This is a genomic window from Mesorhizobium sp. M0018 (assembly GCF_040323955.1).
In the GTDB taxonomy this organism is placed as follows: domain Bacteria; phylum Pseudomonadota; class Alphaproteobacteria; order Rhizobiales; family Rhizobiaceae; genus Mesorhizobium.
In genome coordinates, this window is record NZ_JAMYVL010000018.1 from 18936 (window position 1) to 43425 (window position 24490).

Here is a 24490-nt window from a genome sequence, read left to right on the forward strand (position 1 = left end):
GGGCAGCCCAGCAGCGATGTTTCGCGAGACCATCACCCTCACGCATGACGGTGCTTTGAAAGCCGTTGCAGCCGGAGCAGCGCGCGCCGTCACGATGGGCGTGCCGCAATGTCTCGTGGTCGTCAATGCGAGCGGCGAAGTCCTCGCCAGCCTGCGCATGGATGGCGCGCGGTTCCTCAGCATGCGTACGGCGCAGGCGAAGGCGTGCACCGCGGCGTCAATAAACGCCGCTACTGGCGGCATGGCGTTCGAAGTGGCGCTCTCAGCCGGTATCGCATCGCAGGGCGACGTGACCAATTTGCCCGGGGGCTTGCCGATCCGCTTCGGCAGACGCCTTGCGGGCGGCATCGGCGTCGGGTCGGAACCGGCGAGCAGGAGTTCTATGTGGCACACGCCGCCTTGGCGGCGGTTGGCGCCGACGTGATTTAATGCGATGTGCCGATGCGCCTCCAGCGCAACCGAAGGATCTTCAGAACGCTATCTGAACCTTCATGGATTTGTTTCGGTCACCGGCGATGTCGAAAGCCGCGACCGCCTCGTCGAGAGGATAGATGCCCGTCAGTAGCGGTTTGACATCCACCCGGCGGCGATTGATCAGGTCGACGGCGATCGCAAACTCCTCGTGGAAACGGAAAGTGCCCCGCATCTCGATCTCTTTGGCGACGACGAGGTTCTGCGGGATCGACAGATCGCCGCCGAGACCGAGCTGCACGAGCACGCCGCGCGGCTTCAGGACATCGAGCCCTGCACGCACCGCGCGTTCATTGCCGGAGGCCTCGAACATCACGTCGAAACTACCCTTGTCGACATTGTAGGCGGCGAGCTCTTCGCTGTTTGTCGCGACATTGATCGTCCGGTCGGCACCGATCTCCAGGGCCTTCGCCAGCACGCCGTCCATGACATCGGTCGCGACGATCTCGCGCGCGCCGTGGGCTCGTGCGGCGAGGATGCAAAGCGCGCCGATCGGCCCGCAGCCGGTGACCAGAACCCGCTTGCCGAGCAGCGAGCCAGCGCGGTTCATGGCATGCAGCGTCACCGCGAAGGGCTCGGCGAAAGCGGCTTCGTTGATGGAGATGTGGTCGGCTATTCTGTGGCACTGCCACGCCTCGGCGACCAGGCGCTGGCGGAACGCCCCCTGGATGTGCGGCATCGGCATGGCGCTGCCATAGAAGCGCATGTCGAGGCACTGGTTCTGCATGCCTTGCAGGCAGTAGCGACAGGCATTGCAGGGCCGGCTGGGCGAGATCGCCACGCGATCGCCGACCGCAAGTGTGGAGATGCCGTCGCCGAGGGCCCGCACCGTGCCCGCAACCTCATGGCCAAGAATCATGGGTTCACGAAGGCGGATCGCGCCGAAGCCGCCATGGTTGTAATAATGCAGGTCCGAGCCGCAGATGCCGCCAGCCTCGACCGCGATCTCGACCTGTCCGGCGCCAGGGGAGCCCGGATCGGTCTCCTCGATCCGCAGGTCTTTTGCCGCGTGGATGACGATCGACTTCATGATGTGATCCCTTCTCAGACGACCGGTGTCAGCAAGGTCTGTCCGCCGAAATGGGCCGCGAGATTATCGCGAACGAGCTGACCCATGGCCTTGCGGGTCTCCACCGTGCCGCTGGCGTGGTGCGGTTGCAGCACGACGTTGGTAAGCTTCAGGAAGCGCTCGTCGATGGTTGGCTCGTTCCAGAACACGTCGAGCCCCGCACCCTTGATGGCACTGGATTCCAGGGCCGCGAGCAACGCGGTCTCGTCGATCGTGCTGCCGCGCGAAATATTTATGACGATACCGTCTGCTCCGAGCGCTGCCAGGATCGACGCATTAATCATGTGTTTTGTGCTTTCGCCGCCGGCGAGCGTTACGATCAGAAATTCGCTGTCGCGCGCCAGTTCGACCAGATCGCCGACAAAAGCATAAGGAAGATCGTCGCGCTTGCGGTTGTCGAAATAGGAAATCGTGCAGTCGAATGCAGCGGCGCGCTTCGCCACCGCCGCACCGACGCGGCCCATGCCGACAATGCCCAGCCTTTTTCCACAGACACGCGTGACCAGCCCCATATTGCCCTTGCGCCAGCTTCCATCGCGTACGTAGGCGTCGGCCTGCGGGATTTTTCGCGCCACGGCGAGCAGCAGCCCGATGCCGATATCGGCTACGTCCTCGGTCAGCACATCTGGTGTATTGGTGACACGAATGCCGTTCGCCCTGGCATAGGCAAGGTCGATGGCGTCGGTGCCCACGCCGTAGCAGGAAACGATCTCGAGCTGCGGCAGCTTTCCCATCAGCGCAGCACTTGCGCCAAGCTCGCCGCGCGTAGCGATGGCGCGGATCGCGCCGGCGTGGCTTGAGAGCAACGCGTCCTTGTCCTCGGACTGCCAAAGTTTGTGGACGCGATACTTCGCCTCAAGATCTGCCATGTCCCAATCCGGATAGGGACCTGTCATCAAAATGTCGGTCACGGCATCATCTCCTGTGCGAGTCCATTTTTCCCATTGACTATGTTATCGATAACATTCATGTCAATAGCGACTGGCGGCGGGGTGATGGAAATCGCGGCCGCTTCAGGAAAGCTTGCTCGGGAGGAGCGTTTGGGCAGTTCGTTGTTTGATTTGAACGGCATGCGGGCGCTGGTCACCGGCTCGGGGCAAGGGATCGGCCTGGCGCTGGCCGAGGGGTTGGCGCAGCACGGCGCCGAAATCGTGCTCAACGGACGCAGCGCCGAAAAAATGAAAACGGCTGCGGATTCACTGACAGCGAAGGGACACAAGGTCCATAGCGCCGTCTTCGACGTCACCGATCATGCTGCGGTGGCGAACGGCGTCGCGCAGATCGAGGCGACGATCGGCGCCATCGATGTCCTTATCAACAATGCCGGCATGCAGTTCCGAATGCCGCTCGAGGATTTCCCCGCTGACAAATGGGAGGAACTCTTGCGCACCAACATCTCCAGCGTGTTCTTCGTCGGGCAAGCGGTGGCGCGGCACATGATCCCGCGGCAGCGCGGCAAGATCGTCAATATCGCCTCGGTGCAAAGCGAACTGGCACGGACGAACATCGCGCCCTATACGGCCACGAAAGGCGCTGTGCGCAACCTGACGCGCGGCATGTGTGCCGATTGGGCGAAGCATGGCTTGCAGATCAATTCCATTGCGCCGGGTTACTTCAAGACGCCGCTCAACCAGGCGCTGGTCGACAATCCCGAGTTTTCAGCCTGGCTGACCAACCGAACACCGGCGGGTCGTTGGGGCGATGTCGGCGAACTGGTCGGCGCGGCGATCTTTCTAGCTGGACCGGCCTCATCCTTTGTCAATGGACACACGCTCTATGTCGATGGCGGCATCACAACCTGCCTCTAAGTCCTGGCCCATCGTTGTGATGGGTGTCAGCGGCTGCGGCAAGACCAGCATTGGCGTCGCTATCGCGGCTCGTCTAGGGCTTGCTTTTGTCGAAGGCGACGTGCTGCACCCGCGTGGCAATGTCGAAAAAATGTCGGCGGGCATTCCGCTTACCGACGAGGATCGTTGGCCTTGGCTGGACCTGTTGGGCGCAGCCTTGCGCCATGCACATCAAGAAGGACGTGGGCTCGTCGCGAGTTGCTCGGCGCTGAAGAAGTCCTATCGCGATCGCCTTCGCCATGGTGCTAGCGGGCCGGTGCTTTTCGTATTTTTGCACGGGTCACGTGCGGTGCTGCAAGCCAGGCTCGCCGAGCGCGGCGGCCACTTCTTTCCACCCGCTCTGCTTAACAGCCAGTTCGCCACACTGGAAAATCCAGGCGACGAACCGCTGGTGGTCACAGTGGACATCGAGGCGCCTGTCGACACGATTGCCGATAGAGTATTGCAGGGTCTGGGTGCACTTGGGGTCAGCCCTGTCAGCATCAAGGAAAAAGGCACGTTGAAATGACGCAACCAGCAAAAGTCGCCGTTGTCGGCGCCGGCATCATGGGGTCGGCGATCGCCACCCGTCTGATCGAGACTGGGCAAGCCGTGACGGTATTCGATCTGGACAAGGCCAAGGTCGCCGCGCTGACTGCAAAGGGTGCGGTTGCCGTCGCGTCTGTTGCCGAAGCAACGCGGACGAGCAGCTTCGTCATCCTCAGTCTGAACCATGCCGACATCGTGCGTTCCGTGGTGTTCGGCGATGCCGGTGTCGCGGCCGCTGCGTCGCCCGAAAAGCTGCTGATCGACATGTCTTCGATCGATCCCGTCGACACCGCGCAGATGGCCAGGAAGCTGTCTGCCGAGACCGGCATGAAATGGCTCGACTGCCCGCTTTCGGGCGGCGTTCCCGGCGCGCTGGCCGGCCGACTGACCGTCATGGCGGGCGGCGAGGCGGCTGACTTCGAACAAGCCCGCACGGTGATGCGGCATCTCTGCGCCAACTACACGCTGATGGGGCCGAGCGGGGCAGGGCAGACCACCAAGCTGATCAACCAGCTTTTCTGCGCAGTTCTGTTCCAGGCCGTCGCCGAAGCGGTGAAGCTTGCCGAAGCCGGCGGCGTCGATCCGAAGGCAATTCCGGCGGCACTCAAGGGCGGGCGGGCCGATTCCAGCATCATGCAGGAGTTCATGGCAAAATTCGCTGCCCGCGATTTTTCGCCGACCGGCCGCATCGACAACATGCTGAAGGACCTGGATTCGCTGCAATCCTTTGCCCTCAAAACCAAGACGCCGATGCCGATGACCGGGCAGGTGGTCGAGATCCATCGCCTGCTCTGCACCGCAGGACTGGGGCCAAGGGATTCGGCCGAAATGATGCGTCTGCTCGACGGCAAGACCAACTGATCCGTTGGCCATATTTTCTTTGATGCTTGACGCTTAGAAATGTTATCGATAACATAATTTTATCTCGGGAGGAACGCATTGTGACCGAGCAAAAACTGATCGAGTTCAAGTCAATTACCAAGGAGTTCGGCGGCACCCGCGCGCTCTCCGACGTGACGCTTGATCTGCACAAGGGCGAGATCCTGGCGCTGCTCGGCGAGAATGGCGCCGGCAAGTCGACGCTGATAAAGACGCTCGCCGGCATCTATCGGCCGGATGGCGGCCAAATCCTGTTTCGCGGCGAGCCCTACCATCATCGCCCGCCGCGGCCGAACCAGCGCCAGCCCGTCGCCTTCATTCACCAGGATCTCGGTCTCATCGAATGGATGACGGTCGGCGAGAATGTCGGCTTGGCCCAAGGCTTTTCGCTGCGATCCGGGCTGATCGACTGGCGATCGACCGAGGCGAGGGCGCATGAGGCGTTAAAGCTGGTCGGCTGTGACTTCGACCCGACGACACGCGTTCAAGATCTGACGCGCACCGAAAAATCGCTGGTCGCCATCGCTCGCGCCTTGGCTACCGAGGCCGATGTGCTGGTGCTCGACGAGCCGACGGCCAGTCTTCCCGCCGACGAGGTCGAGCGGCTGTTCGACGCCATCCGTCCGCTCAAGCAACGCGGCGTCGGCATGATCTATGTCTCGCATCGCCTGGATGAAATTTTCCGCATCGCCGATCGCGTCGCCGTGCTGCGCGACGGCAGGCTGGTCGGCCAGAAGAAGGTCGCCGATACGAAACCGGACGAACTGGTCGAGATGATCGTCGGCCGTCCGGTCAGCCAGGTTTTCAGCAAGGCAGAGACGCAGGCCGGCGAGACGATCTGCGCCGTGCGCGACCTTGTCTGCGCCGGTGCCGGCCCGGTGTCTTTCGACGTTCGCAAGGGTGAGTTGCTCGGCCTGGTCGGCCTGCGCGGCGCCGGGCAGGAACTGGTTGGCCGGGCGCTGTTTGGCTGCCAGGCCTTTTCCGGCACGGTGACGATCCGCGGGGCTGTGCCGGACCTGTCCAGCCCGATCGCGGCGATGTCGTCCGGCATCGGCCTGATCGCGCGTGACAGGACCGAAGAATCAATCGCTGGATCCTTGTCGATCCGTGAGAACAGTTTCCTCAATCCCGGCGCCGGCAAGCGCGGCCTGTTTTCCTTCCTCGCGCCTCATAAAGAGGCTGCGCTAGCGCAGGCGATCGGCAGTTCCGTCGGGCTGCGCCCCAACGACCCGAATCTGCCGATCGAAGCCCTTTCTGGCGGCAATCAGCAGAAGGTGGTCGTCGGGCGCTGGCTGCACACCGGGCGTACGTTGCTGATCGCCGAGGATCCGACGGCCGGCGTCGATGTCGGCGCCAAGGCTGAGGTCTACCGGCTGATCGGCCGCGCGCTTGAAGCCGGCCTCGCCGTCGTCGTGGTGTCGACCGATTTCGAGGAGATTGCCCACATCTGCCACCGCGCTTTGGTGTTTTCGCGAGGACAGATCGTTCGCGAACTCACCGGCAAAGACCTCACCACATCCGCCGTGATCACCGCGGCATCGGCTTCCGAAGCCGCCTGATCTTTCTGGGAGCGAACTCATGCAATCGATCGAATCCAGCGCCCTCGAACCGACCCGCGGCGAGATGGCTGATTTGTCCATGGGGCAGAAGGTCATCCGGCTGCTACCGGTCTACGGGCTGGTGATCCTGACGGTGTTGCTGATCCTTTTGTTCTCGATCCTGCTGCCGAACACGTTCCCGACGCTGCTTAACCTGCGCTCGATCATCTCCGACAAGGCGATTATTGCGCTGTTGTCGCTGGCGGCGATGATCCCGATGGCGTCGGGACGGATCGACCTCACCGTCGGCTACGGAATTGTGCTGTGGCACATCCTGGCCATCAGTCTGCAAACCATGTTCGGCATTCCGTGGCCGCTGGCAGTGATGATTGTGCTGGTTCTCGGCGCCGCGACCGGCTTCCTCAACGGCCTGCTGGTCGAAGTCGCCCGCATCGACTCTTTCATCGCCACGCTGGGCACCGGCACCGTGCTCTATTCCTTGGCGCTTTGGCACACTGGCGGCCGGCAGGTTGTCGGCGTTTTGCCCAACGGCTTCTACGCGCTCAACGGCACGATGGTGTTCGGGCTGCCGATCACCGGCCTCTACGTGCTTGGCATCGCCGTCGCACTGTGGATCATCCTCGAATATCTGCCGATCGGCCGCTACGTTTATGCCATCGGCGCCAACCCGAAGGCGGCTGCTCTCAATGGCATTCCGGTGCGCCGTTTCGTCATTGGGGCGTTCATCTCCTCGGGGTTCCTGACGGCGCTGACGGGCGTGCTTCTCGCCTCCAAGCTGCGTATTGGCCAGGCCAGCGTCGGATTGGAGTATCTCCTGCCGGGTCTGGTCGGTGCCTTTCTTGGCTCGACCACGATCAAACCCGGGCGTGTCAATGTCTGGGGCACGATGACCGGCGTCATCATCCTTGCGGTCGGCATTTCCGGCATTCAGCAGTTCGGCGGCTCGTTCTTCGTCGAGCCATTGTTCAATGGCGTGACGCTGCTCGTCGCCATAGGCATTGCCGGCTACGCCCAGCGCAAGCGCGGCGCGGCGCAAAGAGCCAGGACCAAGACCGTCGCGCAGCGCTCGAAGTGACGTCGGGCCTCGGGGACCTGGGATGAGCGACTACGAGATTCTCGACGATCGGTTCGGCAAGCTGATGATCGGGCATGCCAAGCTCGAACGGCTATGGACCGGTAGCCGTTGGGCGGAAGGACCGGTGTATGTCCCCGCCGCAAGGCATTTGCTGTGGTCGGACATCCCGAACGATCGGCTGCTGCGCTACGACGAAGGCGACGGCTCGGTAAGTGTCTTCGAAACGCACTGCAACAATCAGAACGGCCACACCCTCGACCGCGAAGGCCGCGTCGTTGCTTGCGAGCATGGCGGGCGCCGTGTCTCCCGGCTCGAGCATGACGGGCGTTGGAAGACGCTTGTCGAAACCGTTGCAGGCAAGCGGTTCAATTCACCCAATGACGTGGTGGTCAAATCCGACGGTACGATCTGGTTCACCGACCCGGTCTACGGCATCGAAAGCCACTACGAGGGCAAGATCGCCAGAGCGGAGATCGGCGGCTCCCATGTCTACCGGTTCGACGAGCTTTCGGGTGAGGTGAGCGCCGTTGTCACCGACATGGTGCAGCCGAACGGCCTGGCTTTTTCGCCCGACGAGACGATCCTCTATGTCTCGGAGAGCGGCGCCAGCCATGTGCCCGGCCTGCCGCGCGCGATCAAGGCCTATGACCTTGCCGTCGATGGCCGGTCGGCGCGTGCAGGCGGCATCTTCGCCGAGTGCGGGGCTGGCCTCTTCGATGGTTTTCGCGTCGGTCGCGACGGCAACATCTGGGCCTCCAGCGCCGACTCGGTGCGCGTCCATGCACCGGACGGAACCCTGATCGGCCGTATCCTGGTTCCCGAGCTCGTTTCCAATGTCTGTTTCGGCGGTCCCAAGCGCAACCGCCTCTACATCACCGCTCAGACATCCCTCTACGCCATCTACGTCAACGCACATCCGGCCGGTGTTGGTCCGGTGGCGGGCGACATCAGCCGGTGACATGTCGCCAACTCCAATCGAAAGCCGAGTTTGAAAGATCATGCAATTTCTAGAAACCAAGGGAGGTACCAACATGCAACGCAGAACATTCCTGAAATCATCCGTAGCCTTGATGGCCATGACAATCGCTGCTCCTGTCCTGTTCGCCGGCCAGGCACGGGCGGACGCCACAGCCGACGCCATGGCGGTCGTCCAGAAATATGCGCAGAAGGTCACGGCCTGGGATGGCCCGACCACCGGTCCGAAGGCGCAGCAAGGCAAGACGATCGTCGTGCTCGCCGGCGACCTCAAGAACGGCGGCATCCTGGGCGTCACCAACGGCGTCGAGGAAGCAGCCAAGGCGATCGGCTGGGAGGTCAAGGTGATTGACGGCGCCGGCTCGATCGGCGGCCGCACCGCTGCCTTCGGCCAAGCCATGGCGTTGAAGCCGAATGGCATCGTCATCAACGGTTTTGACGCGGTCGAGCAGGCGCCGGCGCTGGAACAGGCCAAGGCCGCAGGTATCCCGTTGGTCTCCTGGCATGCCGGACCGGTGATCGGGCCCGACGAGAAAAGCGGCGTGTTCGCCAACGTGTCGACGGATGCCATGCAAGTCTCCACGGCCGCGGCCGACTGGGCCTACGCCGATGCCAAGGGCAAGCCCGGCGTCGTTATCTTCACCGATTCGACCTACGCCATCGCCATCGCCAAGGCAGACAAGATGAAGGCGGAGATCGAGCGGCTGGGCGGCAAGGTGCTCGAATATGTCGACACGCCGATCGCCGAGACCTCCCAGCGCATGCCGCAGCTGACCACTTCGCTGCTGCAGAAGTACGGCGATACCTGGACGCATTCACTGGCGATCAACGACCTCTATTTCGACTTCATGGGACCCTCACTTGCCGCCGCCGGCAAAGCCGGTACCGACGCGCCGATCAATGTCGCCGCAGGCGACGGTTCGGAATCGGCCTATCAGCGCATTCGCGCCGGTCAGTTCCAGAAGGTGACCGTTGCCGAACCGCTCAACTTGCAGGGCTGGCAATTGGTCGACGAGCTGAACCGCGCCATCGCTGGCGAAAAATGGTCGGGCTATCTGTCGCCGCTGCATGTGGTGACGGCCGACAATGTCGAGTTCGACGGCGGGCCGAAGAACGCATTCGACCCCGGCAATGGCTACCGCGACGCATACAAGAAGATCTGGGGCAATTAGGAGCCCGGCGATGCGGGCGCAATACGCGATGCGCCCGCATCTCATTCGCACGACAAATCCACGAATTGCACCGCGACCTGCCCTTGCCGGCCGGCGGCCATCCCAAGCGCAGAAAATCAGGAAACCCTCGCCATGATCATTCGCTACGCCCTGTTCGAAGGCGAAATCCACCCCGGACGCGAGAGCGAATTCCGGCGCTTTGTCAGGGAAAGGCTAGTGCCGTTGTGGACGCAATTTCCTGGAGCCGAGGAGGTGCGCGTTCTGGATGGCACGGCACGGGATGAGGGCGCCCCCGTCTATGCCATGGCGCTCGCCATCCGTTATCCCGACATGGACGCCTGCAACAAGGCGCTGCAGTCCGACGTTCGCTTTCAGAGCCGCGATGTGACCGGAGAGCTGCTCAAGATGTTCACCGGCCGTGTGCATCACCATGTTTTCGAAGCGAACGAGTTTCCAACCGCTCGATTACGGCGACGGGACGAGGTTTCAGAAATTCGCGTTCGAGGGCCTGGGCGAGATTGACTTCATCGTGGTCGGGGCCCGGCGTGGATCGTGTCGCTCGAACAAGGGAGCGGCTTGCAGAGCTGAATCCGGAGTTCGTCAGACGGACGATCGCACAGCTCATGATCATGCCAGACTACGAGGAGATGACTGCTGATAGCCTTGCCATTACAACAGCCCTGCTCGAAGAGGTGCTGTCGCCAGCGACATCATCCTGACCAACACCGGCAGCCGGCTTCGAGCGGGACCTTTTAGAGCCCAGACGCCTTGGTGAGGTTGGTCCGCAAGATGGGAGTCTTTGAGCGACCCCGAGGGGAAGGTCGTTCGCGCAGGACGAATTCACGCCGATGACCCTTTCGAGACCTTGCGGAGCCGAATTCTCTTTTTGGAAGTCGGCATTAGCCGGAACCAGCATTCGCGCGGGCTTCTCCAAGCCGCCGATCAGCGGCAGGGAAGCGGCATGGCGCTAGCCTGCTTGGGCGTGGCGAACGTCCACACGGGGCGGTGCTGACGTCCCGACTTTGTGAAGCTGAAAGACTTCCGTCGCTTCGCCGCGCCCGCGCAACCTGTGCTTGCCCGCCGGGATCGTTTCGAACTTTTCGTCGAGCCGCGAAACAGTCTCGCCGGAAATCGCGATGGCGGTCGCGGCATCTGGTGCGAGCAACTTGCCGAGTTCCTGAAGCCGCTGGCTGATGTTCACGGTGTCGCCGACGATTGTGTAGTTCACGCGATCGGATGCGCCGATATTGCCGACGATGACGGAGCCCGTGTGGATGCCGATGCGGACGTGAAGCGGAGGCCGGCCTTTGCCAGCCGCTTCCAGATTGTCCTTGTCCAGCTCCTCGCGGATCGCCGCGGCGGCGCGGACGGCCGCGGCGGCATGGCCCTTCAGACGATCCGGCGCGCCGAAGAACGCCAGCATGCCGTCGCCCAGGAACTTGTCGACCGTACCGCCATGTGCATCGACCGCGCCACACAGGATCGCGAAGTGGTGGTTCAGCAGCCTGGCCGCGGCTGCGGCGTCCATCTGCTCCGACAGCGTGGTGAACCCGACGATGTCGGTAAACATGACGGTGACGACCGCTTCGCGCGGTTCGGCGATGCCGACCTCTCCGGTGCGCACCAGCTTGGCCACCAGCGAGCGCGGAATATAGGTCGAGAATGCACGCAGACCGATCAGCATGGCGTTGAAGGCCGAAGCCTGGTTGTCCAACTCCAGAACCCTGCTGCGCGGCAGCGGAGTCACGCCGTCGAGATCGAAATCGGCAACGCGCATGGCCTGGCCGGCGATCGCCTGGATCGGTCGCGACAGGCGCCTCCCAAGCAGGATCGCGACGATGACCGCCACGGCCATCGCCCCAACACCGAGCAGGGCCGATCCCAACACGCGCTCGATCTCCTTGCTGATCTGACTGGTCTCGAAATACGCGCCGAGCGTCCAGGGCTTGTCGCCATAGCCTGCGATCTTGCGGGTGATGGCGATGTAGGTGGCGTCGCCGCTCCACTCGGACGCATTGTCCACGCTGCGGTCGATCTCGGCGATTTCTATGTCGCGGGCGCGGCGCGTGTCGAAATCCCGCTCTACCTTCCGCGCGCTATAGGCGGCCAATACCGGATCGCCATACGTGGCCAGCGGCGTCAGCGGCAGGACGCCGTTCTTCAGAGCGTCGGGATCGGCCAGCCTTTGGTCGGCGAGCACGCGGTCTTCGCCATCGAGAATGAAGGCATGCGTGCCAAATCGCGATGATAGCTCCCGCGTGATATCGGACAGTTTCTGCAATTCGACCGCCGCGATCACCCAGGCCTGCGTCACGCCATCACGTGCCAGCGGCACTGAGACATGCGCGTACAGGCCGAACTCGTTGGCTACGAATGCCCCCCATTGCCTGCCGCCGACCCGTCTGCGTTGTTCGAGGGCGGCGCGGACTTGGGGCGACTTCTCGGGCTTGGCCGGAAAATGCTCGATGGCGCCCGTTGCAACGTTGTTTTCGACTGAGCGCGCGGCGCCGCGGCAGACCAGGTCGGGGGTGCAGATCAGCATCGCCTCGACCCCCGAGGCGGTAGCCAGAGCACCGGCAACGGCTGCAGACATCGCCTCGTCGTCGATCTGGAACTCGCCCTGGGCATACAGCTGCGCGATGCCGTCGACCGCGTTCTCGGCGTCCCCCATCTCTGCGCGCAGCGAGTCCTCCATCGCATCGATCAGGAGTGTCGACTGGGCGCCGAGCAAGTCGAACGTGTTGCGAAAATTGGCGCCGACCGACAACGCGAGCACGCCCCCGACCGACAGGAATACGAGGCTGCCAAAACTCAACGCCATGATGACCGCAATAGGGATGCGACGCCGCTTCTTTTCGGGGCGGGCCAGACGCACTGGTTGTGCGGACGTGCTCATGCAACAAGTGTCGCAATGCGCCACCGAATTGCAAGCCCCGTGACGGCTTTAAAGAGGGCGCGCCCCGAATGCACGAGCCTCGTTGCTTCCGTGCCCAGCGCATCACCCGAATGTCCACTTCGGAAGATGTTTCTCAATTTCTGTTCATGGCGCGCCCGTTCCGGTTCAGATCGATCGCAGCAATGTGAGGCTTCCACCCGACCGTTGCTCATCCATGGCAGCCGCAATGAACGGCTATTCACAAAGCGGACCTTTGGTGAGGACAGAAATTGCCGCTTGCCCCGATGCAGCCATGGAAGGAGAGTCCATGTCAGGATGCACATCAGATCAGGATGGTGCAGGGAGGCTCGGCGGACCCCGACACCTCGACTACGACTACACGGCGGTGCAATTGCGGTGCGACTACGATCCGCGCCACGCAAGCCTCCCAAGCCGCTGGCTATTGTCATTGCATTTTGGCTGGCGGCAGATCGAGCCATAGCAAATCCGCCTCCAGCTCGCGCCAGTGCTTGCTATGTGCGCGGCTTGATAATTGATGCTAATTCCAACGGAACCATAAACTGCCCCAACATACAATTTCGCTAAAATGCCCCGGAACCTATTGCTGCTCTGCGTCTTGACTCGCCGTCGGAGGGTGCATGCGTAACGCCACAGACGGGCTTTCTTTCGTTGAGTTCCAGTCGCCGACGCTGGTCGAGAATGCGCCCGAGGGCGGCGAATGGCTTCATGAGATCAAGTACGACGGCTACCGCACCGAACTGATCATTGAGGGCGGCAAAGCGAGAGCCTTCACGCGCCGTGGCTACGACTGGTCGCACCGATACCGACGAATTGTTCAAGCGGCGGCGGACTTGCCGGTGAAGGCGGCGATCATCGACGGGGAGGCTGTCGTTCTCGGCGACACTGGCCTGCCGGACTACCAAGCGTTGGAACGGGAGTTGGGCAGCCCAGACTCGCCGAGGCTCATCTTCTACGCATTCGACCTGCTGCACCTCAACGGGCGCGATCTGCGGCAGCAGCCGCTGGTAAGGCGTAAGGCAGCCCTAGAGAAGCTGCTGAAGAACTCAGCCCCGACATTGACCTACGCCGAACATCTGGAGTTGGGCGGCACGGACGTATTTGAACATGCCTGCCGTATGGGGTTGGAGGGCATCGTCTCCAAGCGCACCGATGCCACCTACCGCTCAGGGGTCCAGACCAGTTGGCTCAAGGTGAAGTGCATCAAGAGCGACACTTTCCCCATCGTGGCATTTGTCGAGAAGCTGGGCGCTCACCCGCGCCGCATCGCATCCCTCTACATCGGTCGCCGCGAGGGCGACCGACTGCTCTATGCCGGGAAGGCTCGCAGCGGCTACACCTTGAGCGCTGCGCACCTGGTTCGAGAGCGGCTCGACCCGCTGATCATCAGCAAGTCGCCTCTGTCAGAGCCCATCGTGAAGCCGAAGGCGACGTGGGTCAGGCCAGAGGTGCTGGCCGAGGTACAGTTCAGCGGCGTCACTGATCGCGGCGTGTTGCGCGAGGCAGTATTCAAGGGTCTGCGCGAAGACCTGGTCGCGATCCCGGCCAAGCCTCCGGCGCCATCAAAGCGACGTGGACCAGCCCAGGAACATGGCATTGCCAGGGAGAACATCCTGCAACTGCTGCCCGACGCGGTCTCGCCCTCCAAGGAAGAGCTTGCGCGCTACTGGCAGAGGGTTGCCGATTACGCACTCGTCCATCTCGGCCATCGACCGCTGAAGCTGGTCCGCCATGCTCTCGGGGCAACCTTCTACCACAAGGGCGCGCTGCCGAAGATCCCCGCAGCAGTGCATCAGTTGCGCGTTCAGAAGCGCGAGGGTGGCGAAGGTGTGCGCGTGTGGGTGGACGACCTTGCCGGCTTGCTGGGGCTGGTCGAGATGGATGCGGTAGAGCTGCATCCCTGGAACGCTGCTGTTGACGACATCGAACATGCCGACCGGGTCGTTCTGGACCTTGATCCGGGCGAGGGGGTCGAGTGGGACAAAGTGATCGAGACCGCGCTAACGCTCCGCGACATCATGGAAGCGGAAGGTCTGCAGAGCTGGCCGAAGGTGACGGGCGGCAAGGGAATTCACCTGATGGCCCCACTTGAGACGAAGATCACGCACGACAATGCCCGGCTCCTTGCCCGATCGTTCGCCAAGCGCCTCGCTGAAGCCCATCCTGATCGCTATCTGCTCTCCGCCGCGCCGGCAGCCCGAAAGGGCCGCATCTTCATCGACTACCTTCGCAATGGGCGCGGCAACACGGCGGTCGGCGCCTTCTCCCCACGAGCGCGACCCGGCTTCCCAATCGCCCGTCCCGTGACCTGGAGCCAGGTCGAGGCAGCCATCCGTCCAGATGCGTTCACCATTGACCGTCCGTTTAGGGCGGCTGCTAGAAAAGCAGCGTGAGCAATCTCGCAGCGCATTCTATTAGCAGTGGGCGAAGACGCCCGGCGATTCCGCCGAACATTCGATCATGTCAACTAATTGCCGGCCGGGTCGATCTCTATCCAGGCGGGCACATGATCACTCGGCTTTTCCCAGCCTCGCAGGTCAGCGTCCACGCCCGCGTCACGTAATCTGTTCGAAAGTGATGGGCTGACGAGGAGGTGGTCCATCCGCAGGCCGGAACTCCGATCATAACCGCCTCGGTAGGAGAAGTTCCAGTACGTGTAGATGCCTTTCTCCGGATGAATGCAGCGGACGGCATCCATCCAGCCATTGTCTAGCATTTCGGCGTAGGCCTGCCTGCTCTCCGGAAAGTAGACTGCGTCGCCCGTCCAACGTCTCGGCACCACCGCATCGATCGGCGTTGGCACGACGTTGTAGTCGCCGCACAGAACGCTTGTGATCCCCTCTTTGAGCAGTAGCTGGCCGTAGCTGATCAGACGGTCGAACCAGCGGAGCTTATAGTCGAATTTCGGGCCGGGCGCTGGATTGCCGTTGGGCAGGTAGATGCACCCCACGACGATCCCATCCACCTCTGCCTCGATATACCGGCTGTGAGTATCGTCAGGGTCACCCGGCAGGCCGCGTCGACGCTCCAGGGGCTCCTTTCCCCGTGCGAGTATAGCTACACCGTTGTAGGACTTTTGCCCGTGCCAGATCGCGCCATAACCGGCGTTCCTGACGGCTTCCGCGGGAAATTTCTCGTCCGAAGTCTTCAGTTCTTGAAGGCACACGATGTCATAGTCGGTCTGACCCAGCCACTTGATGAGCAAGGGCAGGCGACCGTTCACGCCGTTGACGTTAAAGGTTGCGATACGGGTCATCCGAAGTTCTCAACAACCCTCGGCGATTTGAGCATGGAAGGCTCAGATGTTATGCTTGCATCATGCCGCCAAAGGGAGGCCTTGTCAGTCGTCTTTCTAGAATGGCGGTCGAGCGGTTTCAGCGAGCCTTTCCGCGTGCCAGATGGCGCAATGAGCGCAGAAGCTGGTCGTCGGGAGCGTCGTAGGCGAAGTCGCGAGCGGTAGATGCGGCGCGCACAATCCGGCGTTAGGGCGGCCGCAACGCACGGACGGGTGGAGCTTGGGCAGGTCTACTGCTGATTGAGGGCGACCGCCTTGGGTCCAGTGGGTTTAAGTAATGCTGCGAAGGAATCCTATATGGCCGAGCCACAGCTCTCAATTCGTAGCGGCAAGGCGGGCGATCTTGCGAAGGGTTGAACCGAAGCACGGCTCGACCTTGTGGACCACATCGGCCATGGTCTTGTCCGACCGGACCCGCTGCTTGTGCTGGACGGCATCCTTGCCCAGCCCGGCAGTTCGGCCGACTTCGTCGCTCGTCGTGCGAAAGGCGTCGGCAATCGTGCGCGGAGCGAAGAAGCCATTGTCGGAGTACTGGACCAGTGCCATCTCACTGCCTAACCACAAAATGCCTCATAACCTGAGGAGATATAGCGTCAAAATGGGAGGTCTTTGAGAGAAGAAGCCGACAAGAGGAATAATAAGCCGTGGCCATGCGGTGTTTAGCTGGTCTATTCACCGCATAAATTGCGGCAAATGATCTTGCATATACGACGATTGAGGCCCATATTCGACGCAAAAAGTGCGGAGAATATGGCGACCTATATCTACGAGCTTGAAAACTGGCCGCAGTTCGAGTGGCGCGGCCAGGACCTTGCCGATCAACTGGCGACGGTGCGCCATCGGCAGGGCCGGCTGCTGGGGCGGATGGAGGCGCTAGGCTTCGAATTGCGTGCCGAGGCGATGCTTCAGACCCTAACGGAGGACGTTCTCAAATCCAGCGAAATTGAGGGTGAAATTCTCGACAAGGAACAGGTGCGGTCGTCCATCGCCCGCCGACTGGGCATGAATATTGGCGCACTGGCGCCGGTCGACCGCGATGTCGAGGGCGTGGTCGAGATGATGCTCGACGCAACTCAGAACTATCAGGCGCTACTTACGGATGAGCGGTTGTTCGCCTGGCATGCGGCCCTGTTTCCGACGGGTCGCAGCGGCATGACGAAGATCATCGTCGGTGCGTGGCGGCATGAAGCCTCTGGTCCGATGCAGGTCGTCTCAGGTCCGGCCCGGCTTGAGCTTGAAATGGCCTCGTTCATCGACTGGTTCAACGGTTACGCGCCGCTTGATCCCGTTCTGAAGGCGGGGGTCGCCCATCTATGGTTCGTCACCATCCATCCCTTCGAGGATGGCAACGGCCGTATCGCCCGCGCGATCGCCGACATGATGTTGGCGCGATCGGAGGGCAGCGCTCAGCGGTTCTATAGCATGTCCGCGCAAATCCGGGCGGAGCGGAAGGACTACTACGCGATCCTCGAACGGACGCAGAAGGGCAGTCTCGACATCACCCCTTGGCTGCAATGGTTTCTAAGCTGCCTCGACCGCGCCTTCAGCGGGGCCGAGGAGATTTTGGCCAATGTGCTGCGAAAGGCCCGTTTTTGGGAGGAGATGGTCCAACGACCTCTAAGCGAACGCCAGCGCAAAGTCGTCAATCGGCTCCTGGACGGCTTCGAAGGCAAGCTCACCTCCTCGAAATGGGCAGTGCTGACCAACACCTCACCTGACACGGCCTTGCGCGATATCAATGATCTCCTGGCGCAAGGGATACTCGTGAGAGATGAAGCCGGTGGGCGAAGCACGAGCTATTCGCTGGCAGGATTGGATGACGGGCCGGATCGCGCGCCTCGGCGACATCGTTGAAACAGGAGCGCGAGCCGACAGCGCGCGCCCAAAGCATGATTGGCCCGCTCGATTGGTTCGGAGAATGCGTCTATGCCGTTTGTCGCTCGGCACTGGTCCATCGGGTTCGGTCGCAAGCCGTTAGGGCCAGTCATTGACGAACTTTCCGCCTTGATAGCCGCCATTGAAGCCCCAGCGAGCGGTTTGATAGGCTGCAAAACCCCTGAATCGCGCTTTGGCTTTGCCTAGGCACCCAACGCCTTCTGGTTTCGCCATCCTGACAGCACCACAACCCGTACGGCAACCGACGCCGGGCCTGACATTTTATCTCCTATTTCTGCGCAGCCGCAACTCGCTGCAACATCGGTTTTGACATCAAGCCATCAGATGCCATCTTGCTAGCAGGCGAAATGAGCCTATACAATGGGTGCCAAGGAGTCCGATATGGCCGAGCCACAACTCTCAGTCCGCAGCGCCAAGGCGCGTGATCTTGCACACCGGCTTGCCCGTCGTGAAAACCGCTCGATTGCGGAGGTGGTCGAGCGCGCCCTCGAATCTTACGAGGTCCGCGAGGCCGGTCGTGAGCCTGCTTCTGCCTTCTACCCGCGGCTTTCAGCGCAATCCGGCACAGACATCGACCTTGAGGCGGTGATCCGTGAGAGTCGCCGGCCGAATCGAGGCGTCGAGCTTTGATCTTTGTCGATACGAACGTCGTTTCCGAAACGTTGAAAAAGACCCCAGACGAGGCGGTCATTGCCTGGCTGATCCGATACGATGCCGAACTCGCGCTTCCAACCGTGACGATTGCCGAGATCGCGTTCGGCATCCAGAAGATAAGACCGGATCAACGTGCCGAACGGCTGGAGCAAGGGTTGTCGGACTGGCGCCGGCGTTTCGCAGACCGCATCTTCGGTCTGACAGAAGAGGCTGCGCTGGTTTATGGGGAAATTATGGGTGCTGCTGCTCGCCAGGGACGCGGCATGTCGGCACCCGATGGCATGATCGCGGCGATCGCTCGAGTAAACGGGGGCCGCCTCGCCACGCGCAATCTGACTGACTTCGAGACGGCAGGACTCGTTCTGACATCTCCGTGGGAGTTCTGAAGCGTTTTCCTGTCGTCGCTTTTGTTCAAGCCCCATCTGCCTGTCAAAGCCGGGCTGAAAGGCCGTCAAAGCGCAGGCGAGCGATATCAGGTCAATTTGCATGTCGTCAAAATCCCCTGAAGGTCACTCGAAGCGCCTCAGCGGCAGCCTGACCGGGTACGGCAACCGACCTGCCTTTTCTTCGGGAAAACCATTAGGCTCGCTGGGCTTGCGAGACGGCGAGAGATGCCCGATCTGAAACAGATGCCGGATGTGAAACAATTGAAATTGCTCGGCGTCCTGGCAGCGACGGCGATCGGTCTATATGTCTGTTATCTGCTGGCGTGGCCTTTTTTGCCGGCATTGACCTGGGCGCTCGTCCTGGCAATTATTCTGTCTCCGGCTCACCGGTGGGTTGAGAGACGGGTCGGAAATCGAAACCTGGCAGCGCTGATATCGGTAAGCGTCGCGGCGATCGCCGTCGGCCTGCCGCTGGCGCTCGTCGCACAACAGCTCGTTCGCGAGGCGGTAAACGGAGCGACTTATCTGGAGGAGGTCATCCGCGGTTGGGACGCAGTCGGCTTCATGTCTGGCTATCCCACGCTTTCGGCCATTGCCCAATGGATCGAGAACCAATTCGATCCGGCCGGCTCAGTCGCCGCATTCGTGCAATGGCTGACGGGACAAAGCACATCGCTATTGCGTGGCTCCATCTATCAAGTCGCGATGTTCGGCCTGACATTTTATCTTCTGTTCTATTTTCTGCGCGACCGCCAACATGGCCTGCAAGCCGTCGCGGGCCTTTCGCCCCTGCGCGCTCCGGAGACAGCCTACATCTTGTCTCGCTTTGCGGAGACCGTCCATGCAACACTGCTCGGCACCGTGTTCGTCGCCGCCGTCCAGGGAACATTGGGTGGCCTGATGTTCTGGTGGCTCGGCCTGCCGACGCCAGTCTTTTGGGGCCTTGTCATGGGACTTCTTGCCATCGTGCCCGTGCTCGGGGCGTTTGTGATCTGGGTGCCCGCAGCGGTCTATCTCGCACTGGAGGGAGCTTGGGCCAGCGCAGCGATATTGACCGTCTGGGGCGGCGTCATCGTCGGCGGCATCGACAATCTGCTCTATCCGATGCTTGTCGGGAATCGGTTGCGCCTCCACACGGTGGTGGCCTTTATCGGCGCGGTCGGCGGCATCGTCTTGTTCGGAGCATCCGGCCTTGTCCTCGGACCTGCGGTGATCGCCATCACAATCAGCCTCATCGACGTGCTAAAGACTCGATTGACCGACCGGCCGACGCCGGCGCGCGCTGGTGAGCTACCGCATCAGTCCGTGACGGATTGATCAAGCACGAAAAGGGCGCTGGTCTTCGAGTGGTAGCGCGAAACCTGAACAACCTCTGGGCAGAGATCTCAACGAAGGCAAGCACATCAGCCAGGCTGCTGTATTGCGGCAAGCTTCCAGTCACCGCCGTTCTGCCGCGTAAAGGTCCACAGTTCGACCGTCTCCGTCGGCTGATCGGCCCCGCCCTCAACGACCTTGCCGCTGATGCGGTCGCGGGTCACGTCGCGAGACTCATAGCGCAAAGCAGCCGTCGCGTAGTCGCGATCACCCTCCCGCCAACTTTCCGCAATATCGGCCTCCAGCAGGCTGACGTCCGACACGTCGTTCCTGACGCCCTTTTTGGCATTGTCGGCAAGTTCCTCGGACAGATAGGACACCATCTCGGATGTCACCAACCGGCGCAATGCAGCATGATCTTCGCGCCCGAATGCCTCCTGAACTTCCGTCAGCCGTTGCTGGAACGTGTCGAGGTCGGTTTGGGTGAGTGTGATCTCATCGGAAGCATTGTCTTGGTTCGTTCCGCCATATCCTGACCCAATGCCTGGAATGGGGAACGCTGCGGTGTTGCTCGGGTCAGGCCGGGCTGCAGCGCCCAAAGGTCCCGGTGCCACGCGAGGCACCGGCCATAGCGGGTGCCGGGTTTTGCGCCGCCTGCGAGCGGAAAAAGCGGATCGCCAGCATGATCGCGCCGCCGAACAGCAGTACTTGGAGCAAAAGACCCAACATGCCGGCCAAGCCGCCGAACCCATGACCCAGAAGAACGCCGATCAAACCGCCGAGAAGCAGCCCACGTATCATCGATCCGCCGAGGCCGTTGAAGAAGCCCGGGCGCTGGAATGCCTGCGGCTGACGGGCCGCATTGTTCGTGGCCGCATTGGGCGTCATCGAGCGCTCGACCGGTGCGGCCGGTTGCGGCGCAACTCTGGTCGGCGGGACCGGCTGGAAAGTGCGCATGCCGCGACTGCCGAAGCTGCCGCCACGGCGCGCATCGGCGTGATCCACAGCGACCATGGAAAATGCCAGGAACAACCCCACAAACAAAACTGCCAACCGTCCCCAACGCGAAATCAGCATAGGCAAGTCCTCAAGTGACACTCTTTCCGCTCATATGGGGTGCGTCGATCGAAATAGCAGTGAATCGTCCGTCGAGATATTTTCGGGCGGCATGGTCGGCCGCCCGCCGGTGTTCACGACGAGAATGTCTGCCCTACCCAAGCGCGATGATCGCTGTTCGACCACGCAGGCTCCCGCACCCGGCCGACCGGCATCGGTCGCGTCAACAGCATCGCTCATGCAAGCCTCTGGTCATCGATGTCCCCGGTGATGATGCCGAGGTCTCCCGGCGAAGACTCGATTGACTTACAGCTTTCCTATGTACTATCAACATATCTGGAAAACCTGCCATACAGGTTTGCCCACTCCTGAACGGGAGATTGCGTGAGCACGGCCGTATCCGCAAAACATTCCGACGCAGCGAGCCTGGTCAGCAATACGATCGGCGAGATCACGCGCCATATCCGCGCGCATGAGCTCGGGCCCGGCGACCGGCTGCCCAGCGAGGCCGCGCTTTCGAGACAATTGAGCGTCTCGCGTACCGTGGTTCGCGAGGCCTTCAGCTCGCTCGCCGCCATGCGGCTTATCGACCTGAGGGCGGGCAGACGGGCTACCGTCGCCGAGCTGGATTATGGCGCGATGTCACTGGTGATCGAGCATGGCGTCCACACCGAGCAGATCACGGTGCAGCAAATCTATGACGTGCGCCGCACGATTGAGACCCGCACCGCCATGCTGGCGGCCTTGCGCAGAACAGCCGACGAAGTGGAAAGGATCAGGACGCACGCGCTCGCCATGCTCGAGAATTTCCAGCGGCCGGAACAGGTCATGGAGCACGATCTCGCCTTTCACCTCGAAATCGCCAAGGCTGCGAAGAATCCGGTTTTCAGCCTCATCGTCGGCGCGTTCGAGCGCGTATCGCGCCAGACCTGGCCGATCGGCTGGCGGACCCGCCCTTCGGATGCCGAGCAGTTGGCGATGATCCAGATCCATATCGACCTCGCCGAAGCAATCGAGACCGGTGATCCCCAGTCGGCGCGTGACCTGATGGCGAGGCATTTTGACGAGAGCGTCAAGGCCCTGCTGGCGGCCGGCATCGCCTGAGGAGCAGGGGCGCAATGAAGATCACGAAACTGGAAACGCTGCGGCTCAAGGAGCGGCCGAACCTTCTGTGGGTCCTGGTTCACACGGACGAAGGCCTCGTCGGACTCGGCGAGACCTTTTTCATGGCTGAAACGGTCGAGACCTATCTGCACGAATATGTCGCGCCGTGCGTGATCGGGCGCGACCCCTTGCAGATCGACCTGCTTGCCGCCGACCTCGTCGGCTATCTCGGTTTCCGATCGACGGGCGCGGAAGTCAGGGGCAATTCCGCTTTCGACATCGCGCTTTGGGATCTGTTCGGAAAGGCGACGGGTCAGCCGATCGCACAACTCCTCGGCGGGTTCACCAGGCACGAGATCAGGACCTACAACACCTGTGCCGGAACCGAATACATCAAGAAGGCCACCGGGCAGACGACGGCCAACTACGGGCTCGATAAGCCTGGCGACGCCTATGATGATCTGAACGGCTTCCTTCACCGCGCCGACGAACTGGCGCATTCGTTGTTGGAGGAAGGCATCACGGCCATGAAGATCTGGCCCTTCGACATGGCCGCCGAGAAAACGCGCGGCCAGTATATATCGCAGCCCGACTTGAATTCCGCGCTGGCGCCGTTCGAGAAAATCCGCAATGCGGTCGGCGACAAGATGGACATCATGGTTGAATTCCATTCAATGTGGCAGCTGCTGCCGGCCATGCAGATCGCTCGCGAGCTTGCCCCCCACAAGACCTTCTGGCACGAAGATCCAATCAGGATGGACAGCCTGTCCAGCCTGAAACGCTATGCCGAGGCTTCGCTGGCGCCGATATCGGCTTCGGAAACGCTCGGTTCCCGGTGGGCCTTCCGCGACCTTCTCGAAACCGGAGCGGCCGGTGTCATCATGCTTGATATCAGCTGGTGCGGCGGGCTCTCGGAGGCGCGCAAGATCGCTGCCATGGCTGAAGCATGGCACCTGCCGGTCGCGCCACACGACTGCACAGGTCCAGTGGTGCTCGGCGCATCGACCCACCTGTCGCTGAATGCGCCGAACGCGCTTGTCCAGGAGAGTGTCAGGGCCTTTTACAAGACCTGGTACCGCGACCTTGTGACCGCTTTGCCGCAGGTGAAGAACGGCATGATCACCGTGCCTCCCGGACCGGGCCTCGGCATGGAACTGAACCCGGAGATCGATCGCGCCTTCACGGCGCTTCGACGGGTGAGCGAGGCATCTACTCTCTGAAAATGAACCTGAAGCAGCTTTCTACGGAGGAGGAGAACCATGAAGAAGCTACTTATCTCGGCAGCCTTGGCAGCAGTACTGGCTGGAGGCTCGGCAATCGGCTCACGCGCACAGGAGCCGATGAACATCGTCTTCACGCATCATTCGTCGGCGTCGAACCCGTTCTGGCAGGCGGTGAAGAAGGGCTTTGACGACGCCTGCGCCAAGATCCAGGCCAATTGCCAGATGGTCTTCACGCAGACCGAAGGTTCGATCGAGCAACAGTCGGCCAACATGCAGGCGGCACTCGCGGCAAAACCGGACGCGCTGATCACCTCGATCGTCGACAACAATGCCTTCGACCAGATCATCGCCGACGCCCGCGCTGCCGGCGTCACGGTCATCGCGTCCAACGTCGACGACACCGAGGGTGCAGCCGGCAATGCCCGCCAGGCCTTCATCGGCCAGGGCTTCATTCCCGCCGGTTACGAACTCGGCAAGAAGATGTCCGAGTTCTTCCCCAAGGAAGGCAAGATCAGGGCGCTCGTCGGCGTCTCCGCGCCCGGTCAGAACTGGTCGGAACAGCGCGCTGCCGGCGTCATGAAGTTCCTTGAGGAATACAAGGCGGCGAATGCCGGACGCGAAGTGGTCATTGAACGGCTCGACACCGGCACAGATGGCGCCGTCGTCGCCGATCGTGTTGGCGCCTATCTGTCTGCCCACCCGGACACCACGGTGTATTTCGACACCGGCCTTTGGCATGCCTACGTGGCCCAGGTCCTGATCGATCGCGGCATCGAGCCGGGCAAGGTGCTGATGGGCGGCTTCGACATCGTCTCGGAAGTCCTGCAACAGATGGAAGCGGGTTACATCCAGGTTCAGGTCGACCAGCAGCCCTACATGCAGGGCTTCATGCCGGTGATGGAAGCCTATCTCGCCAAGAACGTCGGTCTGCTGCCAGCAGACATCGACACCGGCAAGGGCATCATCGTCAAGGAAGACGTGCCGAAGCTCAAGGAACTGGCCGCACAAGGCGTGCGGTAGGCGCGAAGCCAGCGTCCTCTCCTCGTTCTTTACGCGGAGGGGGCAAGGGGAGG

The 24490-nt window shown here is 61.8% G+C and carries 23 protein-coding genes and 1 pseudogene; 18 read left to right on the forward strand and 6 right to left on the reverse strand.

Annotation, left to right across the window (positions count from 1 at the left end):
* Positions 1–16 precede the first annotated feature (16 nt).
* Positions 17–424, forward strand: coding sequence for a GlcG/HbpS family heme-binding protein (locus NKJ81_RS22910; RefSeq protein ID WP_352541830.1), 408 nt, complete (start codon positions 17–19; stop codon positions 422–424).
* Positions 425–469: 45 nt separating this feature from the next.
* Here NKJ81_RS22910 and NKJ81_RS22915 read toward each other — a convergent pair whose 3' ends face one another.
* Both NKJ81_RS22915 and NKJ81_RS22920 read right to left on the reverse strand, forming a co-directional pair.
* The gene (locus NKJ81_RS22915) at positions 470–1501 is read right to left on the reverse strand and encodes an L-idonate 5-dehydrogenase (protein ID WP_352541831.1); all 1032 of its coding nucleotides are present in this window, start codon (positions 1499–1501) and stop codon (positions 470–472) included.
* Positions 1502–1515: 14 nt separating this feature from the next.
* A complete protein-coding gene (locus NKJ81_RS22920) occupies positions 1516–2436 on the reverse strand; it encodes a 2-hydroxyacid dehydrogenase (RefSeq protein WP_352541908.1) in 921 nt (306 codons plus the stop codon).
* Positions 2437–2535: 99 nt separating this feature from the next.
* Between NKJ81_RS22920 and NKJ81_RS22925 the strand changes: the two genes are divergently transcribed.
* From NKJ81_RS22925 to NKJ81_RS22965, 9 genes are all read left to right on the forward strand, one after another.
* A complete protein-coding gene (locus NKJ81_RS22925; protein ID WP_352541909.1) occupies positions 2536–3348 on the forward strand; it encodes an SDR family oxidoreductase in 813 nt (270 codons plus the stop codon).
* Positions 3317–3895, forward strand: coding sequence for a gluconokinase (locus NKJ81_RS22930; protein WP_352541832.1), 579 nt, complete (start codon positions 3317–3319; stop codon positions 3893–3895). Before NKJ81_RS22925 ends, NKJ81_RS22930 begins: the two co-directional genes overlap by 32 nt.
* Positions 3892–4776 (forward strand): NAD(P)-dependent oxidoreductase, encoded by an 885-nt coding sequence (locus tag NKJ81_RS22935; protein WP_352541833.1) that lies wholly within the window; start codon positions 3892–3894, stop codon positions 4774–4776. Before NKJ81_RS22930 ends, NKJ81_RS22935 begins: the two co-directional genes overlap by 4 nt.
* A gap of 80 nt (positions 4777–4856) precedes the next feature.
* Positions 4857–6353 carry a sugar ABC transporter ATP-binding protein gene (locus NKJ81_RS22940; protein ID WP_352541834.1) on the forward strand — a complete coding sequence of 499 codons (1497 nt, stop codon included), beginning with the start codon at positions 4857–4859 and terminating at the stop codon, positions 6351–6353.
* A gap of 19 nt (positions 6354–6372) precedes the next feature.
* Positions 6373–7428: an ABC transporter permease gene (locus tag NKJ81_RS22945; protein WP_352541835.1), complete on the forward strand. Its 1056-nt coding sequence runs from the start codon at positions 6373–6375 to the stop codon at positions 7426–7428.
* 22 nt (positions 7429–7450) lie between these two features.
* Positions 7451–8386, forward strand: a complete 936-nt coding sequence (locus NKJ81_RS22950) for an SMP-30/gluconolactonase/LRE family protein (protein WP_352541836.1) — start codon at positions 7451–7453, stop codon at positions 8384–8386.
* Positions 8387–8459: 73 nt separating this feature from the next.
* Entirely contained in the window at positions 8460–9575 is a 1116-nt protein-coding gene (locus tag NKJ81_RS22955) for an ABC transporter substrate-binding protein (protein WP_352541837.1), read from the forward strand.
* 132 nt (positions 9576–9707) lie between these two features.
* Positions 9708–10097 (forward strand): hypothetical protein, encoded by a 390-nt coding sequence (locus tag NKJ81_RS22960; protein ID WP_352541838.1) that lies wholly within the window; start codon positions 9708–9710, stop codon positions 10095–10097.
* Between the two features lie 23 nt (positions 10098–10120).
* Positions 10121–10294 carry a hypothetical protein gene (locus tag NKJ81_RS22965; protein ID WP_352541839.1) on the forward strand — a complete coding sequence of 58 codons (174 nt, stop codon included), beginning with the start codon at positions 10121–10123 and terminating at the stop codon, positions 10292–10294.
* Between the two features lie 248 nt (positions 10295–10542).
* Here NKJ81_RS22965 and NKJ81_RS22970 read toward each other — a convergent pair whose 3' ends face one another.
* Entirely contained in the window at positions 10543–12306 is a 1764-nt protein-coding gene (locus NKJ81_RS22970; RefSeq protein WP_352541840.1) for an adenylate/guanylate cyclase domain-containing protein, read from the reverse strand.
* Between the two features lie 803 nt (positions 12307–13109).
* Between NKJ81_RS22970 and ligD the strand changes: the two genes are divergently transcribed.
* Positions 13110–14882 carry a DNA ligase D gene (gene ligD, locus NKJ81_RS22975; RefSeq protein WP_352541841.1) on the forward strand — a complete coding sequence of 591 codons (1773 nt, stop codon included), beginning with the start codon at positions 13110–13112 and terminating at the stop codon, positions 14880–14882.
* A 74-nt stretch (positions 14883–14956) separates the two neighbouring features.
* Here ligD and xth read toward each other — a convergent pair whose 3' ends face one another.
* Complete coding sequence (xth, locus tag NKJ81_RS22980; RefSeq protein ID WP_352541842.1) at positions 14957–15745, reverse strand: exodeoxyribonuclease III; 789 nt, start codon at positions 15743–15745, stop codon at positions 14957–14959.
* A gap of 354 nt (positions 15746–16099) precedes the next feature.
* Positions 16100–16330, reverse strand: a complete 231-nt coding sequence (locus NKJ81_RS22985; protein ID WP_502904314.1) for a hypothetical protein — start codon at positions 16328–16330, stop codon at positions 16100–16102.
* A gap of 204 nt (positions 16331–16534) precedes the next feature.
* On the opposite strand from NKJ81_RS22985, the gene NKJ81_RS22990 reads away from it, so the two are divergent.
* From NKJ81_RS22990 to NKJ81_RS23005, 4 genes are all read left to right on the forward strand, one after another.
* Positions 16535–17638, forward strand: coding sequence for a Fic family protein (locus tag NKJ81_RS22990; RefSeq protein WP_352541843.1), 1104 nt, complete (start codon positions 16535–16537; stop codon positions 17636–17638).
* Between the two features lie 423 nt (positions 17639–18061).
* Positions 18062–18310 (forward strand): plasmid stabilization protein, encoded by a 249-nt coding sequence (locus tag NKJ81_RS22995; RefSeq protein ID WP_352455498.1) that lies wholly within the window; start codon positions 18062–18064, stop codon positions 18308–18310.
* Positions 18307–18720, forward strand: coding sequence for a type II toxin-antitoxin system VapC family toxin (locus NKJ81_RS23000; protein WP_352541844.1), 414 nt, complete (start codon positions 18307–18309; stop codon positions 18718–18720). The genes NKJ81_RS22995 and NKJ81_RS23000 overlap by 4 nt, the downstream gene beginning before the upstream one ends.
* A 225-nt stretch (positions 18721–18945) precedes the next feature.
* The gene (locus NKJ81_RS23005; RefSeq protein ID WP_352541845.1) at positions 18946–20037 is read left to right on the forward strand and encodes an AI-2E family transporter; all 1092 of its coding nucleotides are present in this window, start codon (positions 18946–18948) and stop codon (positions 20035–20037) included.
* A gap of 86 nt (positions 20038–20123) precedes the next feature.
* On the opposite strand, the pseudogene NKJ81_RS23010 reads toward NKJ81_RS23005, so the two are convergent.
* Positions 20124–21108: pseudogene (locus NKJ81_RS23010) on the reverse strand (Tim44 domain-containing protein).
* 366 nt (positions 21109–21474) lie between these two features.
* Between NKJ81_RS23010 and NKJ81_RS23015 the strand changes: the two are divergent.
* The 3 genes from NKJ81_RS23015 to NKJ81_RS23025 are packed head-to-tail and all read left to right on the forward strand — an operon-like array spanning position 21475 to position 24437.
* Positions 21475–22194 (forward strand): FadR/GntR family transcriptional regulator, encoded by a 720-nt coding sequence (locus NKJ81_RS23015; protein ID WP_352503247.1) that lies wholly within the window; start codon positions 21475–21477, stop codon positions 22192–22194.
* 14 nt (positions 22195–22208) lie between these two features.
* The gene (locus tag NKJ81_RS23020) at positions 22209–23414 is read left to right on the forward strand and encodes a mandelate racemase/muconate lactonizing enzyme family protein (RefSeq protein ID WP_352541846.1); all 1206 of its coding nucleotides are present in this window, start codon (positions 22209–22211) and stop codon (positions 23412–23414) included.
* 39 nt (positions 23415–23453) lie between these two features.
* A complete protein-coding gene (locus tag NKJ81_RS23025) occupies positions 23454–24437 on the forward strand; it encodes a sugar ABC transporter substrate-binding protein (protein ID WP_502895713.1) in 984 nt (327 codons plus the stop codon).
* The last annotated feature ends 53 nt before the right edge of the window (positions 24438–24490 follow it).